We start from the raw sequence: 17,197 nt of genomic DNA on the forward strand, positions 1-17,197 counted from the left end.
CGACCTTGTCACTGTGTCCGACAACAGAATCTCTCGCGGAGTCACGGGAAGCGATGTCTGTCAGGATAGATGGGGACAAAAAGGGTTCGGTTCCGGCCGGCGCGCGCAAAGTCCTCCGCGGACCGCGCCCCGACTCGGTGCCCTCACTGGTCGGCACGGCCGCGACCTTCGTCGGCCTGCTCAACATCGCCGCGGGCATCTTCCCGCGCTTCCGCGCCAGCCGGATGCACGCCGTCACCGAGGTCCTGCCGGGTACGACGGGCCCCTTCGCGGCGGCCCTCGCGCTCAGCACCGGCGTGCTGCTGCTGCTCCTGGCCCACGGCCTGAAGCGGCGCAAGCGGCGCGCCTGGCGGGCCGCGGTCGCCCTGCTGCCGATCGGCGCGGTGGCCCAGTTCCTCTACCGCCACTCGGTCGTCGGCGTACTGATCTCGATCGCGCTGCTGGTGCTGCTGGTCCGGCACCGCACCGAGTTCACCGCGCTGCCCGACCCGCGCAGCCGCTGGAAGGCGCTGGCCAACTTCATCCTGCTCGGCACCGGCTCGATGGGCCTCGGCCTGGTGATCGTCTCGGTCCACCCGGGCCGCGTCGTCGGCAACCCGTCGATCGCCGACCGGATCCAGCACGTGATGTACGGCCTGTTCGGCTTCGAGGGCCCCGTCGAGTACGCGGGCGACACCAGCTGGACCGTCGCCTACTCGCTCGGCGCGCTCGGCCTGCTCACCGCGATCACCACCATCTACCTGGCCTTCCGCCCCGAGCACCCGGCCGCCCGGCTCACCGAGGACGACGAGCGCAAGCTGCGCGACCTGCTCGCCAAGCACGGCGCCCGCGACTCGCTCGGCCACTTCGCGCTCCGCCGCGACAAGGCGGTCGTCTTCTCCCCCAGCGGCAAGGCCGCCGTCACCTACCGGGTGGTCTCCGGTGTGATGCTCGCCTCCGGCGACCCGATCGGCGACGTCGAGGCGTGGCCCGGCGCCATCGAGCGGTTCATGGACGAGGCCAAGGCCCACTCCTGGACCCCGGCCGTGGTCGGCTGCTCGGAGACCGGCGGCGAGGTCTGGACCCGCGAGACCGGCCTGGACGCCCTGGAACTGGGTGACGAGGCGGTGGTGGACGCCGCGGATTTCTCCCTGTCCGGGCGCGCCATGCGGAACGTACGCCAGATGGTCAAGCGCATCGAGCGCAATGGCTACGAAACCCGCGTACGGCGCGTCCGTGATCTCTCCGTGGGTGAGCTGGAACGGGTCCGGCGGGCCGCCGAGGACTGGCGCGGCACCGACACCGAGCGCGGCTTCTCCATGGCGCTGGGCCGGATCGGCGACCCGGACGACGGCGACTGCGTGATCGCCACCGCCCACAAGGCCGACGACGACGGCTCGGGCGAGCCGGGCCCGTACGGCGACCTCAAGGCAATGATTCACTTCGTCCCCTGGGGCGCCGACGGAATGTCGCTGGAGCTGATGCGCCGCGACCGCTCCGCCGACCCGGGCATGAACGAGCTGCTGATCGTGGCCGCCCTCCAGGCGGCACCCAAGATCGGCATCGAACACGTCTCCCTGAACTTCGCGATGTTCCGTTCCGCGCTGGCGCGGGGCGAGAAGATCGGCGCCGGGCCGGTGCTGCGGCTCTGGCGCGGTCTGCTGGTCTTCCTCTCGCGCTGGTTCCAGATTGAGTCGCTGTACAAGTTCAACGCCAAGTTCCAGCCGCGCTGGGAGCCGCGCTTCATGGTCTACCGGGCCCACGGCGACCTGCCGCGCATCGGCTTCGCGGTGATGCAGGCCGAGGGCTTCGTGAACGTCGCCCTGCCGCGTCCGTTCACCCGCTTCAGCCGGGCCCACCGCCAGCGGCCGTGCGCCCACCCGTCCACGACGCGGGAGACCGAGAGAACGGTCCGGGCGGCCCTGTGACCCGTCGGGCCGCGCCGGCGGCCCGCGGTGAGCGGTGACACGCGGCAGTGACGAAGAGGGGCCCGGGGATTTCTCCCCGGGCCCCTCTTCGTCTTACGCGGACGCGGTCTCCGGCTCGGGCGCCTTCTCGGCCCCGCCGGCGGCGGCGACGGCCTGCGCGGGCCTGCGGTCCGAGTGCAGTCCGACCAGCGCGACCACCACGACCAGCAGGAACGCGGCCCCGGCCAGCGCGAAGCTCAGCGTGAACTGGCTCTCCTGCGGCAGCGGCGGAACCCCGGCCGGCAGGTGCTCGATCGTCTTGGAGGCGAGCAGCGAGGTGATCACCGCACTGGCGATGGCGCTGCCGACCGAGCGGGAGATCGAGTTGATGCCGTTGGCGATGCCCGTCTGGTGGTGCGGGACGCTCGCCACGATCAGGGCGGGCATCGCGGCGTAGCCGAAGCTGATCGCGACACCGATCACCATGCCCGCCAGGATCACCGAGGCGCTGGAGTCGTGCGCGCCGGTCAGCCAGGCGAAGCCGATGACACCGAACGCGGCACCGGCCGTCAGCGTGAAGCGGGCACCGATGCGGCGCACCAGCATGCCTCCGGCCTGGGCGGCCAGCAGCGACATGACCGTGGTGGGCAGCAGGTACTCGACGGAGGCGCGCAGCACCGAGGCCGTGAACCCGTAACCGGTGACCTTCTCGGGCATCTGCACCAGGTACGAGACGCCGATGAACTGCGAGAACATCGCGAAGCCGAGCAGCAGACCGGCCAGGTTGGTGAAGAGCACCGGACGGTGGGCGAACATCTTCATGTCCACCATCGGCTCCTTGACCTTGCGCTCGACCAGGACCCAGACGCCCGCCATCACGACGGCGGCGACGAACAGGCCGAGGGTGCGCACCGAGGTCCAGCCCCACTCGTGGCCCTGCGAGATCGGCAGCAGCAGGAGGACCAGGAGGGCCGCCAGCGTGCCCGCGCCCAGCCAGTCGGTGCGCCCGCCGGGCTTGTGGCGGGAGGCCGGGACGCCGGCGACCACGGCCACCAGGGCCACGACGGCGAGGACGGCGGCGAGCCAGAAGACGCGGTGGTAGTCGGGGTGGTCGCCCTGGGTGAGCAGGCCGGCGCCCACCAGGGCGAGGCCGCTGCCGAACGCCAGGGTGCCGCTGACCAGCGCCATCGCGCCGTGCAGCTTCTCCGGGCGGATCTCCTCGCGCAGGACCGAGAGGGCCAGCGGGAAGATCGCGGTGGCGGCGCCCTGCATGACCCGGCCGACGATCAGCCAGAGCAGCGAGCTGGTGGTGGCGGCGAGCACCGAGCCCGCGACCATCAGCACCAGGACGCCTATGAGCGTGGGCTTCTTGCCGTGCATGTCGCCGAAGCGGCCGAGCAGCGGGGTGAAGACGGCGGCGGAGAGGAGGGTCGCGGTGGTGACCCAGCTGACGTTGGCGGTGGAGGTGCCGAGGTCGTTCTGGATGATGCCGAGGATCGGCACGACCAGGGTCTGCATCATCGAGACGACCATGGCGGCCAGCCCGAGGACCAGGACGAGCGCGGGGCCGCCGGTGGGGCGCGCGGGCGCCACGTGATGTGTGGGAGTCACGGTTTCTTCCGTAGGAGTCCGGTAGGGAGATGCTTGAGGTGTTCGACGCTTGACCACCTCAAGTGCTTGATTACCCCAAGCAACTAGAGTGACGGTAAACCTCAAAGGTTGAGATCGTCAAGTTTCTCGCGGTAAGGTGGCGCCATGTCTGGAACCAGCCGCCCGGCCGCCGTGACCGACGCCGTCACGAACGACGCGCTCATGGACGCCCTCTGGGACTCCCTGGCGGACTACTACGGCGACTTCACCGCCGCCGCCAACGAGGCCGGCCTCACCGTCAGCCAGGCCAAGACCCTCACCGTGCTGCGCCGCGGCCCCGCCGCCATGCGCTCGCTCGCCACCACGCTGCACTGCGACGCCTCCAACGTCACCGGCATCGTGGACCGCCTGGAGGGCCGCGACCTCGTACGGCGCGAACCGAGCCCCACCGACCGCCGGGTCAAGAACGTCGTCCTCACCGAGGCCGGCCTGCGGGCCGTGGAGACCGTCCGGGCCGCCATGCACGGCACCCACGGCGCCCTGGACGCCCTAGACGAGGAGGAGCGCGGCGCCCTGCACCGGCTGCTGCGCCGCACCTTCGCCGGTCCCGCCTCCCGCACCGCCACTGGTCCGAGGACCCTCGGCTGACGCCTACGCTGGACGTATGAGTACGTTGCGCCGACGGGGCACGGTCACCGGACTGCCCGAGTGGGACCGCTGCGCGGTCATGGGCGTGGTCAATGTCACGCCCGACTCCTTCTCCGACGGCGGCCGGTGGTTCGACACGGCCGCCGCCGTCAAGCACGGTCTCGACCTCGTCGCCGAGGGCGCCGACCTGGTCGACGTGGGCGGCGAGTCCACCCGTCCCGGCGCCACCCGCGTCGACGAGGCGGAGGAGCTGCGCCGGGTCGTCCCCGTGGTGCGCGGCCTCGCCGCCGAGGGCGTCACCGTCTCCGTCGACACCATGCGCGCCTCCGTGGCCGAACAGGCCGTCGCCGCGGGCGCGCTGCTGGTCAACGACGTCAGCGGCGGACTCGCCGACCCGGCCATGATCGAGGTCGTGGCGGCCACCGGCTCCCCCTTCGTCGTCATGCACTGGCGCGGCTTCAGCCAGGACATGAACAGCCGCGCGGTCTACGCCGACGTGGTCGCCGAGGTCGTCGCCGAGCTCCACGCGCGCGTGGAGGCGGTCGTCGCGGGCGGCATCGCCCCCGAGCGCATCGTCGTCGACCCCGGCCTCGGCTTCGCCAAGCGGGCCGAGCACGACCTGGCGCTCGTCGCCCACCTGGCCGAGCTGCGGGCGCTCGGCCACCCCCTGCTGGTCGCCGCCTCCCGCAAGCGCTTCCTCGGCCATGTGCTGGCCCCGGACGGCTCCGGGCCGCCCCCCGCGCGCGAGCGCGACGCCGCCACCGCGGCCGTCTCCGCCATCGCCGCCCACGAGGGCGCCTGGGCGGTCCGGGTGCACGAGGTCCGGGCCACGGCCGACGCCGTGCGCGTGGCCCGGGCCGTCGAGGGAGCGGCGTGACGGCCCCCACCGACGTCGAGGCGGTCGAGCTGGCCAACACCGCCTACTACGAGACGCTGGAGCGCGGCGACTTCGAGGAGCTCTCCGAGCTCTGGCTGAGCGCCACCGACGCCGGGGACACCGCGATCTCCTGCGTCCACCCCGGCTGGCCGGTGCTCTCCGGGCGCGGCGAGGTGCTCCGCTCGTACGCGCTGATCATGGCGAACACGGAGTACATCCAGTTCTTCCTGACCGATGTGAAGGTCGTCGTCCTCACCGACACCGCCCTGGTCACCTGCACCGAGAACATCCTCAGCGGCGGCCCCGCCCAGGAGAGCGGCGAGCTCGGTCCGCTGGTCGGCCAGCTGATCGTCGCCACCAATGTGTTCCGCCGCACACCCGAGGGCTGGAAGCTCTGGTCCCACCACGGCTCGCCCGTACTCGCCGAGACGGGCGACGAAGAGGGTTCCGAGGACTGAACCCGGCGCTTCCGGCGGCTGAAGCCCTGGATCACGAGGATTGAAACCGGGGGCTCGGGGTAGGGGCGGGTACCAGTCCCGGCCCCGTCTGTCCATAGCCCCCGTGGGCGAGCGCTGTCAGTGCTCGCAGGTAGATTCGATGGCGGGTACGGAGCCGCCCGCACGCGGCCGGGTGCCCGACCGACCAACGACAGCAGGAGTGATTCGCGTGGATCGTGTCGCGCTGCGCGGCCTCAAGGCCCGCGGGCACCATGGCGTCTTCCCCCGGGAGCGCGAAGAAGGCCAGACCTTCATCGTGGACCTGGTGCTCGGCCTCGACACCCGCCCCGCGGCGGCCGACGACGACCTGGCGAAGACCGTGCACTACGGAGTGGTGGCCGAGGAGGTCGTGGACGTCGTCCAGGGCGAGCCGGTCGACCTGATCGAGACGCTGGCCGAGCGCATCGCCCAGCAGTGCCTCAAGCATGCGGGGGTCCAGCAGGTGGAGGTGTGCGTCCACAAGCCGGACGCGCCGATCACCGTCCCCTTCGACGACGTGACCATCACCATCACCCGGAGCCGAGTATGACTGTGTTCTCGCACGAGAGCCCGCAGAGCGACCCGACCGTCCAGCCGGTGCCCGCGTCCGTGGTCGAGCAGGTGGACGCGGCCGACGTCACCCTCTCCAACCCGAAGCGGGCGGTGATCTCCCTCGGCTCCAACCTCGGCAACCGCCTGGAGACCCTCCAGGGCGCGATCGACGCCCTGGAGGACACCCCGGGCCTGCGGGTCAAAGCGGTCTCCCCGGTGTACGAGACGGAGCCCTGGGGCGTCGCCCCCGGCTCCCAGCCGGCGTACTTCAACGCGGTGGTCATCGTGAAGACGACCCTGCCGCCCACCTCGCTCCTGGAGCGCGGCCAGGCCATCGAGGAAGCCTTCGACCGGGTCCGCGACGAGCGCTGGGGCCCGCGCACCATCGACGTGGACATCGTTGCCTACGCCGATGTGATCGCCGACGACCCGCTCCTGACGCTCCCCCACCCCCGCGCCCACGAGCGGGCGTTCGTCCTCGCCCCCTGGATCGACGTGGACCCCGCCGCCCAGCTGCCCGGCCGCGGCCCGGTCGCAGGTCTGCTCGAAGCGATCGGCCGGGAAGGCGTGCTGCCGCGCGCCGACCTGGAACTCCGCCTGCCCGAGTAGTCGTTAGGCTGCTGACGACCGCGTAAGGCTGCTCAGGGCGAGCAGGTTCCGAACACGAAGGGCACTCTTCGGTGAGACAACTGAGGCTTGGCGTACTGGCGGGACTGTTCGCCGTCGCCGGAGTGCTCTCCTGGGCGGGCGCGCGGATGTGGGACTCGCTGGGCACCCTGCCCAGCGTCCCGCTCGCCGCGCCCATCGTGCTGGCCGTGATCGCGGTCGTGCTGGCCGCCACGGCGCTGTCCATCCGCTCCCGGCTGCGCGCCCAGCGCGAGCGGCGCCCCGGCGCCAAGGGCGTGGAGCCCCTGATGGCCGCCCGGGCCGTCGTCTTCGGCCAGTCCAGCGCCCTGGTGGCCGCCCTGGTCTCCGGGATGTACGGCGGGACGGGCGTCTTCCTGCTCGGCTCCCTGGACATCCCGGCCCGCCGCGACCAGGCGATCTACGCGGGCTTCTCGGTGGCGGCGGGCATCGCGGTGGTGGCCGCGGCCTTCTTCCTGGAGCGCGTCTGCAAGCTCCCGGACGACGAGGACGACGGGACGGCCCCGGCGGGCTAGGCAGATGCCTGCCGGGCGGATCCACGGGCCCGAGGCAGGCACGTGGTCCGCCGCTCGTCGTCCGGCGGCCCCGGAGACCTCAGGGAAGGTCAGCGAGCCATGATCAGGCTCATGGCCTCCGCCCGGGTCGCGGAGTCCCTCAGCTGACCCCGCACGGCCGAAGTGATCGTCTTCGCGCCGGGCTTGCGGACCCCGCGCATCGTCATGCACATGTGCTCGCACTCCACGACCACGATGACGCCCCGCGGCTCCAGGATCTCCATCAGCGAGTCCGCGATCTGCGTCGTCAGACGCTCCTGCACCTGCGGGCGGCGCGCGAACACGTCGACCAGCCGCGCCAGCTTCGACAGACCCGTGATCTTCCCGTCCGCCGACGGGATGTACCCGACGTGGGCCACGCCCACGAACGGGACCAGGTGGTGCTCACAGCTGCTCATGACCTCGATGTCCTTCACCAGGACCATCTCGTCGTGCCCGAGGTCGAACGTGGTCGTCAGCACGTCCTGCGGCTTCTGCCACAGACCCGCGAATATCTCCCGGTACGCCCGGGCCACCCGCGCCGGCGTCTCCTGCAGACCCTCGCGGTCCGGGTTCTCGCCCACCGCGATGAGGAGCTCGCGCACGGCGTTCTCGGCCCGCTTCTCGTCGAACTCGCCGATGCGGCCCTCGCCGTCCAGCGTCACCGGGTCGGTCATCTGTGCCTCGTTCCTCGCGTCCCTGCACGGGCGTACGAAAGCGCCGCGCCCCCACAGGCTAAAACCTGGGGGGCGCGGCGTGCATTCCGGGTCCGAGGAGCCGGGGGTCAGCTCTCGGGGCGGTCCTCCGCACCGGGGAGCTGCTCGGTCGGGACCGAGTCCGCCGGGGCCGAGCCGTTGGCCGCGGCGGCACCGTTGGTCAGGGCCAGCTCCCGGGGGGAGAGGACCGGCGGGCGGGTCGACGGCGTGCGCCGCGAGGAGCCCGTCCAGGCCGGACGCGCGGGGCGCCGGACGATCGGGGCGAAGATCTCGGCGATCTGCTCCTTGCCCAGCGTCTCCTTCTCCAGGAGCTGCAGGACAAGGTTGTCGAGGACGTCGCGGTTCTCGACGAGGATCTCCCACGCCTCGTTGTGCGCGGTCTCGATGAGCTTCTTGACCTCTTCGTCGACCAGCGCCGCGACCTCTTCCGAGTAGTCGCGCTGATGCGCCATCTCACGGCCCAGGAACGGCTCCGTGTTGTCGCCGCCGAACTTGATCGCGCCGAGCCGCTCGGTCATGCCGTACTGCGTGACCATCGCGCGTGCGGTGGCCGTGGCCTTCTCGATGTCGTTCGCCGCGCCCGTGGTCGGGTCGTGGAAGACGAGCTCCTCGGCCGCGCGCCCGCCCAGCATGTAGGCGAGCTGGTCGAGCATCTCGTTGCGCGTGGTCGAGTACTTGTCCTCGTCCGGCAGCACCATCGTGTAGCCGAGGGCACGGCCGCGCGACAGGATCGTGATCTTGTGGACCGGGTCCGAGTTGGGCGAGGCCGCCGCGACCAGGGCGTGACCGCCCTCGTGGTACGCGGTGATCTTCTTTTCCTTGTCGGACATGATCCGGGTCCGCTTCTGCGGGCCCGCCACGACGCGGTCGATCGCCTCGTCCAGCATGTGGTTGTCGATCAGCTTCTGGTTGCTGCGCGCCGTGAGGAGCGCCGCTTCGTTCAGCACGTTCGACAGGTCGGCGCCGGTGAAGCCGGGGGTCCGGCGGGCGACGGCCGCGAGGTCGACGTCCGGGGCGACCGGCTTGCCCTTCTGGTGGACCTTGAGGATCTCCAGACGGCCCTGCATGTCCGGGCGGTCGACGGCGATCTGACGGTCGAACCGGCCCGGGCGCAGCAGCGCCGGGTCGAGGATGTCCGGCCGGTTGGTGGCGGCGATCAGGATGACGCCGCCCTTGACGTCGAAGCCGTCCATCTCGACGAGCAGCTGGTTGAGCGTCTGCTCGCGCTCGTCGTGGCCGCCGCCGAGGCCCGCGCCGCGGTGCCGGCCGACGGCGTCGATCTCGTCGACGAAGACGATCGCCGGGGCGTTCGCCTTGGCCTGCTCGAAGAGGTCGCGCACCCGGGAGGCGCCGACGCCGACGAACATCTCGACGAAGTCCGAGCCGGAGATCGAGTAGAACGGCACGCCCGCCTCGCCCGCGACGGCGCGCGCGAGGAGCGTCTTGCCGGTGCCGGGCGGCCCGTAGAGCAGGACGCCCTTGGGGATCTTGGCGCCGACGGCCTGGAACTTCGCCGGCTCCTGGAGGAACTCCTTGATCTCGTGGAGCTCCTCGACGGCCTCGTCGGCCCCGGCCACGTCCGCGAACGTGGTCTTCGGGGTGTCCTTGGTGATGAGCTTCGCCTTGGACTTCCCGAAGTTCATGACCCGGGAGCCGCCGCCCTGCATCTGGTTCATCAGGAACAGGAAGACGACGACGATGAGGACGAAGGGGAGCAGCGAGAGCAGGATCCCCACGATCGGGTTCTGCTTCGAGGGGGAGACCGTGTAGCCCTTGGTCAGGTCCCCGCTGTCGAACTTGCCCTGCAGCTTGTTGGCCAGGCTCGTGCCCTGGGCGTCGCCGATGTAGCTCGCCTGGATCTTGTTGGCGCCCTTGACCTTCTGGCCGTCCTTGAGGTCGACCTTGATGACCGACTCGTCGCCGGTCGTGATCTTGGCCTGATCCACCTGGTTCTTGTCGATCGCCTGGACGACCTCAGAGGTGTCCACCGTCTTGTAGCCGCCCGACGAGCCGACGACCTGCATCAACACGACCACGGCGAGGACGGCCAGCACGATCCACATGACCGGCCCACGGAAGTATCGCTTCACGTCCATCCATACGGAGCGAGAACGCCCCGTCCCTCCTGCCCGTAGGTAAATGCTGCTGTGAGTAAAGACTGTTCTTCGGACGGTACCCCAGCATTGTCACCCGCGGCCGCAAGGGACGGCTGACAAACCCGCCTTCCCAAGCTCCAACGCGGGAAGGGGGCTCCGGGTTCCCGACCGGGTTTCCGGCTCAGCCGCCGTAGACGTGCGGAGCGAGCGTCCCGACAAAGGGGAGATTGCGGTACTTCTCGGCGTAGTCGAGGCCGTATCCGACGACGAATTCATTCGGAATGTCGAACCCGATCCACTTCACGTCGATCGCGACCTTTGCGGCATCCGGCTTACGGAGCAGCGTGCAGACCTCCAGCGAGGCCGGTTCGCGCGATCCGAGGTTGGACAGCAGCCACGACAGCGTGAGGCCCGAGTCGATGATGTCCTCGACGATCAGGACGTGCTTGCCCTTGATGTCGGTGTCGAGGTCCTTGAGGATCCGCACGACGCCCGAGGACTGGGTGCCCGCGCCGTACGACGAGACGGCCATCCAGTCCATGGTGACCGGGGTGGACAGCGCGCGCGCCAGGTCCGCCATGACCATCACGGCACCCTTGAGGACGCCGACGATCAGGAGGTCCTTGCCCGCGTACTCCGCGTCGATCTTCGCGGCCAGCTCGGCCAGCTTCGCGTCGATCTCTTCCTTGGTGATGAGCACCGACTGGAGGTCGGTGCCCATGTCCTTCTCGTTCACCCGGGCCACTTTCGTTGTACCTACATGAGCTCAGCTCTGCCGGATGACCAGTCTGCCACCCTGGCGCCGCGCCTCGACGCGCCCGGGGAGGTTGATGGCCCGCTGGCCGCGCCAGCCGGTGATCAGGCGGTCGACCTCCTCGACGTGGCGGGCGAAGAGCGAGCCGGCCGGGGAGCCGGCCTCGATGAGGGCCCGGCGCAGCACCCGGCGGCGCACGGCCGGGGGCAGGGCGTAGAGCTTGCCGCAGACCAGCTCTCCGCCGTCGTCGCGCACGGAGGGGTCGGCCTGGGCCGCCCAGGAGTCCAGGGCGTCGGCGTCGTCCCGGGAGAGCTCGGCGGTGCGCGCCAGGGCCTCCACGACGCCCTTGCCGAGGGCCTTCTCCAGCGCGGGCAGGCCCTCGTGGCGCAGCCGGGAGCGGGTGTAGGCGGGGTCGGTGTTGTGCGGGTCGTCCCAGACGGGCAGCGACTGGACCAGGCACGCCTTGCGGGCGGTCTGCCGGTCCAGCTGGAGGAACGGGCGGCGGTAGCGGCCGTGGCGGCCGGAGACGGCGGCCATGCCGGACAGGGAGCGGGTGCCGGAGCCGCGGGCGAGGCCGAGCAGCACCGTCTCGGCCTGGTCGTCGCGGGTGTGGCCGAGCAGGATCGCGGCGGCGCCGTGGCGCTCGGCCGCGGCGTCCAGGGCCGCGTAGCGCGCGTCGCGGGCGGCGGCCTCGGGGCCGCCCTCGCGGCCCACCCGCACGGCGACCGCCTCGACCGGGTCCAGGCCCAGCGCGGCGAGCCGGGCGGCGACCTCGGCGGCGCGCAGGTCGGAGCCGGACTGCAGACCGTGGTCGACGGTGACCGCGCCGGCCCGGACGGAGAGCTTGCGGGACTCGAAGGCGAGGGCCGAGGCGAGGGCCATGGAGTCGGCGCCGCCGGAGCAGGCGACGAGGACCAGCGGGCCGTCGGTGCCGCCCTCGCGCGCGGGGGCGGGGGGCGCGCCGGTGCGGGAGGCGGGGGCGGGGTGCGCGGTGTCGGGGGTGGTGTGGTCGGTGCGGCCGTCCGGGAGGACGAGCGCGTCGTGCAGGACGTCGTGGAGTACGCGGCGGACCGCCAGGCGTATCGCCGCGACCGCAGGATGGGGACCCATGTCCGGTGCCCTTCGGTGAAGTTGGGGGGTGCCTCGGGACGAGGGAAGAGTTCGGTCACACAGAGTGCGTAGATGGTGACAGAACCGAGCCGATACCCGAGCATTGCACGCCTACCCATGCCCTACGGTCCCTCGGATGGGTGATACTGCGCATTTCCGGGGGACAGCCACGGGCCCCGGGCACCCGGCCGCTGCCGGTCGCGCCCGGGATCAGCCCTCCGACTTCCGGTGCATCCGCGCGACCCAGTCCGCCGGTTTGGCGATCTCGGCCTTGGTCGGGAGCGTGTTGGGCGAGGTCCAGACCCGGTTGAAGCCGTCCATGCCGACCTGGTCGACGACCGCGCGGACGAACCGCTCGCCGTCGCGGTACTGGCGCAGCTTGGCGTCGAGCCCCAGCAGCTTGCGCAGCGCCAGGTCGAGGCGGGAGGCCCCCTTGGCGCGGCGCTGCTGGAACTTCTCGCGGATCTCTGCCACCGAGGGCACGACCTGCGGGCCGACCCCGTCCATCACGAAGTCCGCGTGGCCCTCCAGGAGCGACATGACGGCCGTCAGACGGCCGAGGATCTCGCGCTGGGCGGGGGTCTGCACCAGCTCCACCAGGGACCGGCCGCTGTCGCCCTCCTCCCCCTCGGGGCGGCTGCCGGCCAGCGACTGCGCGGCCTCGCGCAGCCGTTCCAGCACGGTCATGGGGTCGACGTCGGTCTCCCCCAGGAACGACTGGATTTCACCCTCAAGGTGGTCGCGCAGCCAGGGCACCCCGGTGAACTGGGTGCGGTGGGTCTCCTCGTGCAGACAGACCCAGAGGCGGAAGTCGTGCGGGTCCACGTCCAGCTCGCGCTCCACGTGGACGATGTTGGGGGCGACCAGCAGCAGCCGTCCGCCGCCCTCGGCCCCGGCGGGCAGGTCGCGGGTGGCGGGCGCGAACGTCTCGTACTGCCCCAGGACGCGCGAGGACAGGAAGCTGAGCAGCATGCCCAGCTCCACGCCGGTGACCTTGCCGCCGACCGCGCCGAGCACGGCGCCGCCCGGGCTGCTCCCGCGGCGCTCCTGCATCTTGTCGAGCAGCGGCCGGAGGATCTCGCGGAAGCCCGCCACGTTGGCCTTGACCCAGCCCGCCCGGTCGACCACGAGGACGGGGGTGTCGGCCGGTTCGGCGCCCTCCGGGATCATCCGGGTGAACGCCCGCACATGTTCTTCCGAGGACTTGGCATGCCGGCGCAGCTCGGCGACGACGGCCCGCGCCTCGTCCCGGCTCACGTCGGGGCCCGGCCTCACCAGTCGGGTCGCGGTCGCCACCGCGAGGTTCCAGTCGACCATCTCGGCACCACCGATGCTCGTCATGCGTCAACCGTACGTTGTCCTCCCCGCACTGGGAGGGGGGTTGACGCCGGGCGCCGGGGGCGGCGCGGACTCCTACGGTCCGCCGGCAGGGGTCGGGCCGCCGTGGCAGCCGCAGGTGGCGAGGCGCTCGGCGAGCCGGTCCAGGGCCCGCTGGGCGGCGTCGGGGCCGGGGGTGTCCGAGGCCAGGAAGGCGAAGGCGAGGAGGTGGCCGTCGGCGTCCACGACGGTCCCGGCCAGCGCGTTGACGCCGGAGAGGGTGCCGGTCTTGGCGCGGACCAGGCCGGTGCCGGCCGAGGCGGCGCCATAGCGGGCGCGCAGGGTGCCGGTGAACCCGGCGACCGGCAGACCGGTGAGGACCGGGCGCAGTTCGGGGTGGCCGGGGTCGGCGGCGCGGGCCAGCAGCAGGGTCAGGAGCTGGGCGGTGACGCGGTCGTCCCTGTCGAGTCCGCTGCCGTCGGCGAAGTGGACGCCGGCGCTCTGCGGCAGGCCGAGGGCGGCGAGCCGGTCGGCCACGGCGCTCGCGGCCCCCGCGAAGTCGGCGGGCCTGCCGCCGGCGATCGCGGTCTGCCGGGCCAGCGCCTCCGCGAGGTCGTTGTCGCTGTTGGTCAGCATCCGCTCGACGAGGTCGGAGAGCGGCGCGGAGAGCGTACGGGCGAGTTCGGCGGCGCCGTCCGGGGCCCGGCCGGGCCGGGGGGTGCTCGCGGTGACGCCCCGCTCGGCCAGCAGCGAGACGAAGGTACGGGCGGTGTCCCCCGCCGGGTCGCCGGTGCGCGGCGCGGGCCCGCTGTCGCTGCCGTCGGTGCGGCCCTCGTCGGTCATCAGTGCCACTACGCGCGCGAGGTTCTCGTTCGGGCCGATGGGGTGCAGCTCGGGGCCGCTGTAGCGGGAGGTGTCGTAGCCGAGCGCCACCTGGGTGACGCCCCGGGCGCGCAGGGCGCGGGCGGTGGTGTCGGCCAGGGTCCGCAGGCCGTCCTTGCCGAGCGTGGGGTCGCCGCCGCCGACCAGGGTGAGCGCGCGGGCGTCGGCGGTGGCCGCCACGGTGGTGGGGATGCGGTGGTCGGGGCCGAGCGCGGAGAGCGCGGCGACGGCGGTGGCGATCTTGATCGTGGAGGCGGGCGTCATGGCGGTGTCCGCGCGCTCGCCGTAGATCTGCCGGCCGGTGGCCGTGTCGTACACGGCGGCGGCGGGCCGCGGGCCGAGGCCGGAGGAGGCCAGCAGGGGGCCGAGGAGCTGCGGCAGGGCGGTGGCCAAGGAGGCGGCCGGGTCGTGCGCGGGGGCGCCCAGAGCGGCCAGTACGCCCCGCGCGCTGGGCGCGGGCGCCGGTGCGTGGGGCGCGGGCGCGTGATGTGCGCCACCTGTTGCGGACCGGACGGCGGCCCGGTCGCGCTCGGCCGTACGCTGACCGGAGTCCCAGGGACCGGCCGCCGCCACCGCTCCGGCCGCCACTGCCAGGCCCACGGCGGTCGCACCCGCCATGACCTGCCAAGTCTTGGGTCCCGGCACCGAGGACCAGCCCCTTTCGCGATCACACACCTGCGTGAGGGACACTTAATCACCAGAACTGCGTCTTGCCGCGAACATGGCACTCCGGGTCAGCACCGGCGGCCCGTCCGGCTGAGCGTCCCGGGTCCACCCGGGGGACGCAGCAACCGACCGTTGCATGTGCTGATCATGGAGGAGAGCCACCCGTGGAGTTCGACGTCACCATCGAGATCCCGAAGGGTTCGCGGAACAAGTACGAGGTGGACCACGAGACCGGCCGGATCCGCCTGGACCGTCGCCTCTTCACCTCGACCAGCTACCCGGCGGACTACGGCTTCGTCGAGAACACCCTCGGCGAGGACGGCGACCCGCTGGACGCGCTGGTCATCCTGGACGAGCCGACCTTCCCCGGCTGCCTGATCCGCTGCCGCGCCATCGGCATGTTCCGGATGACCGACGAGGCGGGCGGCGACGACAAGCTGCTCTGCGTCCCGGCCTCGGACCCGCGCGTGGAGCACCTGCGCGACATCCACCACGTCTCCGAGTTCGACCGCCTGGAGATCCAGCACTTCTTCGAGGTCTACAAGGACCTGGAGCCCGGCAAGTCCGTCGAGGGCGCCAACTGGGTCGGCCGCGCCGAGGCCGAGGAAGAGATCAAGGCTTCCTACAAGCGCCTGGAGGCGCAGGGCGGCGCGCACTGACGCGTCTCTGACCGGTACGACAGCGGGCGGTGCACCTTCCGGGGTGCGCCGCCCGTTGTCGTATCACCCGATGATCACCCACATACTGGGCACACGCATGCGTACGGAAGGGACCGGAGGGAGGCGAGAGGTGGCCGAGCAGCAGGCGCCGGAGGAGCGGAAGCCCTCGGACGAGGCACACAGCGCCTTCGCGGCTCCCGACGGGGTGGACCACCCCGCGCCGCTGGAGGAGGACGCGCCGACCTCGGAGTTCGCGCTTCCGGCGGGCGTGCCGGAGCCCGAGCCGATGCACGAGCAGCCCTCCTCGGCCTTCGCGACGCCCAGCACCTACTCGGCCCGCGAGGCGCCGCCCGCCACGATCACCACGGCCGGTCTGCCGTTGGTCCGCCTCTCCAAGGACGCGCCCTGGCAGGACCGCATGCGCACCATGCTGCGGATGCCGGTCGGCGAGCGGCCGGTGCCGGAGGCGCCGCTGAAGACGGACGAGTCCGGGCCCGCCGTGCCCCGCGTGCTCGACCTGACCCTGCGCATCGGCGAACTGCTGCTCGCGGGCGGCGAGGGCGCGGAGGACGTCGAGGCGGCGATGTTCGCGATCTGCCGCTCGTACGGTCTGGACCGCTGCGAGCCGACGGTGACCTTCACCCTGCTGTCGATCACCCATCAGCCGTCGCTGGTGGACGACCCCGTCACGGCGAACCGGACGGTGCGCCGCCGGGGCACCGACTACACCCGGCTCGCCGCCGTGCACCGGCTCGTCACGGACATGACCAGCTCCGACCACGACGTCACCCTCGAAGAGGCGTACCGGCGGCTCGCGGAGATCCGCCGCAACCGCCACCCGTACCCCGGCTGGGTCCTCACCCTCGCGGCGGGCGTGCTCGCCGGGGCCGCCTCGGTGCTGGTCGGCGGCGGCGTGACGGTGTTCGCGGTGGCCGCGGCCGGGGCGATCCTCGGCGACCGGCTCGCCTGGCTCTGCGCGGCGCGCGGGCTGCCGGAGTTCTACCAGTTCGTGGTGGCCGCGATGCCGCCGGCCGCGATGGGGGTGGCCCTCAGCCTGCTCGGCTGGGACCTGCGGCCCTCGGCGGTCATCACCGGTGGGCTGTTCGCCCTGATCCCCGGACGGGCCCTGGTGGCCGCCGTCCAGGACGGCCTGACCGGCTTCTACATCACCGCCTCGGCCCGCCTCCTCGAAGTCACGTACTTCTTCGTGGCGATCGTGATCGGCGTCCTCACCGTGCTGTACGGGGGGCTCCAGGTCGACGCCAAGCTCAATCCGGAAGCGGCGCTCAGCCCCATCGAACGGCCCGTCGTGCAGACGCTCGCCTCGATGGTGCTGTGCCTGACCTTCGCCGTACTGCTCCAGCAGGAACGGTCCACCGTGTGGATCGCCACGGTGAACGGCGGCATCGCCTGGGTGATCTACGCGTCGATCGCGGTCACCGCGAAGGGCTCGCCGATCATGGCCACGGCGGTGGCGGCGGGGCTCGTCGGCCTCTTCGGCCAGCTCCTCGCGCGCTACCGGAACACCTCCGCGCTGCCGTACGTGACCGCCGCGATCGGGCCCCTGCTGCCCGGTAGCGCCACCTACTTCGGGGTGCTGGCCATCGCCCAGAACCACCGGGACCAGGGGCTGGCCAACATCGCCAAGGCGGCGGCGCTGGCCATGGCCATCGCGATCGGGGTGAACCTCGGCAGCGAGGTGTCCCGGATGTTCCTCAAGGCCCCGGGCTCGGCCCGCAAGGCGGCCAAGCGGACCCGGGGCTTCTGACCGGGGCCCGGGGCTTTTGCCG

General features: G+C 72.0%; 16 protein-coding genes. 9 read left to right on the forward strand and 7 right to left on the reverse strand.

Annotated features, from left to right (window positions below; all coding sequences use genetic code 11):
• Window positions 1-53 precede the first annotated feature (53 nt).
• Window positions 54-1,907, forward strand: a complete 1,854-nt coding sequence (locus AB5J87_RS15900; RefSeq protein WP_369377333.1) for a phosphatidylglycerol lysyltransferase domain-containing protein — start codon at window positions 54-56, stop codon at window positions 1,905-1,907.
• A 93-nt stretch (window positions 1,908-2,000) separates the two neighbouring features.
• Here the strand turns inward: AB5J87_RS15900 and AB5J87_RS15905 are convergent, their stop codons facing one another.
• Complete coding sequence (locus AB5J87_RS15905; protein WP_369383543.1) at window positions 2,001-3,479, reverse strand: MFS transporter; 1,479 nt, start codon at window positions 3,477-3,479, stop codon at window positions 2,001-2,003.
• A 219-nt stretch (window positions 3,480-3,698) separates the two neighbouring features.
• Between AB5J87_RS15905 and AB5J87_RS15910 the strand changes: the two genes are divergently transcribed.
• The 6 genes from AB5J87_RS15910 (at window position 3,699) to AB5J87_RS15935 (ending at window position 7,189) form a co-directional block, all read left to right on the forward strand.
• A complete protein-coding gene (locus AB5J87_RS15910; RefSeq protein ID WP_369383545.1) occupies window positions 3,699-4,124 on the forward strand; it encodes a MarR family winged helix-turn-helix transcriptional regulator in 426 nt (141 codons plus the stop codon).
• Window positions 4,125-4,140: 16 nt separating this feature from the next.
• Window positions 4,141-5,001, forward strand: coding sequence for a dihydropteroate synthase (folP, locus tag AB5J87_RS15915; RefSeq protein WP_369377334.1), 861 nt, complete (start codon window positions 4,141-4,143; stop codon window positions 4,999-5,001).
• Window positions 4,998-5,459 (forward strand): nuclear transport factor 2 family protein, encoded by a 462-nt coding sequence (locus tag AB5J87_RS15920; RefSeq protein ID WP_369377336.1) that lies wholly within the window; start codon window positions 4,998-5,000, stop codon window positions 5,457-5,459. The genes folP and AB5J87_RS15920 overlap by 4 nt, the downstream gene beginning before the upstream one ends.
• 208 nt (window positions 5,460-5,667) lie before the next feature.
• Complete coding sequence (gene folB / locus AB5J87_RS15925) at window positions 5,668-6,027, forward strand: dihydroneopterin aldolase (RefSeq protein WP_101389407.1); 360 nt, start codon at window positions 5,668-5,670, stop codon at window positions 6,025-6,027.
• Window positions 6,024-6,638: a 2-amino-4-hydroxy-6-hydroxymethyldihydropteridine diphosphokinase gene (folK, locus tag AB5J87_RS15930; protein ID WP_369377337.1), complete on the forward strand. Its 615-nt coding sequence runs from the start codon at window positions 6,024-6,026 to the stop codon at window positions 6,636-6,638. The genes folB and folK overlap by 4 nt, the downstream gene beginning before the upstream one ends.
• 71 nt (window positions 6,639-6,709) lie before the next feature.
• Entirely contained in the window at window positions 6,710-7,189 is a 480-nt protein-coding gene (locus AB5J87_RS15935; protein WP_369377339.1) for a DUF3180 domain-containing protein, read from the forward strand.
• A gap of 89 nt (window positions 7,190-7,278) precedes the next feature.
• Here the strand turns inward: AB5J87_RS15935 and folE are convergent, their stop codons facing one another.
• The 6 genes from folE to dacB all read right to left on the reverse strand — a co-directional run bounded on the left by folE (window position 7,279) and on the right by dacB (window position 14,700).
• Window positions 7,279-7,884: a GTP cyclohydrolase I FolE gene (gene folE / locus AB5J87_RS15940; RefSeq protein WP_369377341.1), complete on the reverse strand. Its 606-nt coding sequence runs from the start codon at window positions 7,882-7,884 to the stop codon at window positions 7,279-7,281.
• A gap of 107 nt (window positions 7,885-7,991) precedes the next feature.
• A complete protein-coding gene (gene ftsH, locus AB5J87_RS15945; RefSeq protein ID WP_369377342.1) occupies window positions 7,992-10,019 on the reverse strand; it encodes an ATP-dependent zinc metalloprotease FtsH in 2,028 nt (675 codons plus the stop codon).
• A gap of 181 nt (window positions 10,020-10,200) precedes the next feature.
• On the reverse strand, window positions 10,201-10,740 hold the full coding sequence (hpt, locus tag AB5J87_RS15950; protein ID WP_067161225.1) for a hypoxanthine phosphoribosyltransferase: 540 nt from the start codon (window positions 10,738-10,740) through the stop codon (window positions 10,201-10,203).
• Between the two features lie 45 nt (window positions 10,741-10,785).
• On the reverse strand, window positions 10,786-11,883 hold the full coding sequence (gene tilS / locus AB5J87_RS15955; RefSeq protein ID WP_369377343.1) for a tRNA lysidine(34) synthetase TilS: 1,098 nt from the start codon (window positions 11,881-11,883) through the stop codon (window positions 10,786-10,788).
• A gap of 210 nt (window positions 11,884-12,093) precedes the next feature.
• Entirely contained in the window at window positions 12,094-13,224 is a 1,131-nt protein-coding gene (locus tag AB5J87_RS15960) for a zinc-dependent metalloprotease (RefSeq protein ID WP_369377344.1), read from the reverse strand.
• Window positions 13,225-13,296: 72 nt separating this feature from the next.
• A complete protein-coding gene (gene dacB / locus AB5J87_RS15965; RefSeq protein ID WP_369383547.1) occupies window positions 13,297-14,700 on the reverse strand; it encodes a D-alanyl-D-alanine carboxypeptidase/D-alanyl-D-alanine-endopeptidase in 1,404 nt (467 codons plus the stop codon).
• Window positions 14,701-14,912: 212 nt separating this feature from the next.
• On the opposite strand from dacB, the gene AB5J87_RS15970 reads away from it, so the two are divergent.
• Together AB5J87_RS15970 and AB5J87_RS15975 are read left to right on the forward strand one after the other, a co-directional pair.
• Window positions 14,913-15,407 carry an inorganic diphosphatase gene (locus AB5J87_RS15970; protein ID WP_101389400.1) on the forward strand — a complete coding sequence of 165 codons (495 nt, stop codon included), beginning with the start codon at window positions 14,913-14,915 and terminating at the stop codon, window positions 15,405-15,407.
• 97 nt (window positions 15,408-15,504) lie between these two features.
• The gene (locus tag AB5J87_RS15975) at window positions 15,505-17,175 is read left to right on the forward strand and encodes a threonine/serine exporter ThrE family protein (protein WP_369377346.1); all 1,671 of its coding nucleotides are present in this window, start codon (window positions 15,505-15,507) and stop codon (window positions 17,173-17,175) included.
• Window positions 17,176-17,197: the final 22 nt, after the last annotated feature.

It is taken from the genome of Streptomyces sp. cg36, assembly GCF_041080675.1.
GTDB lineage: Bacteria > Actinomycetota > Actinomycetes > Streptomycetales > Streptomycetaceae > Streptomyces.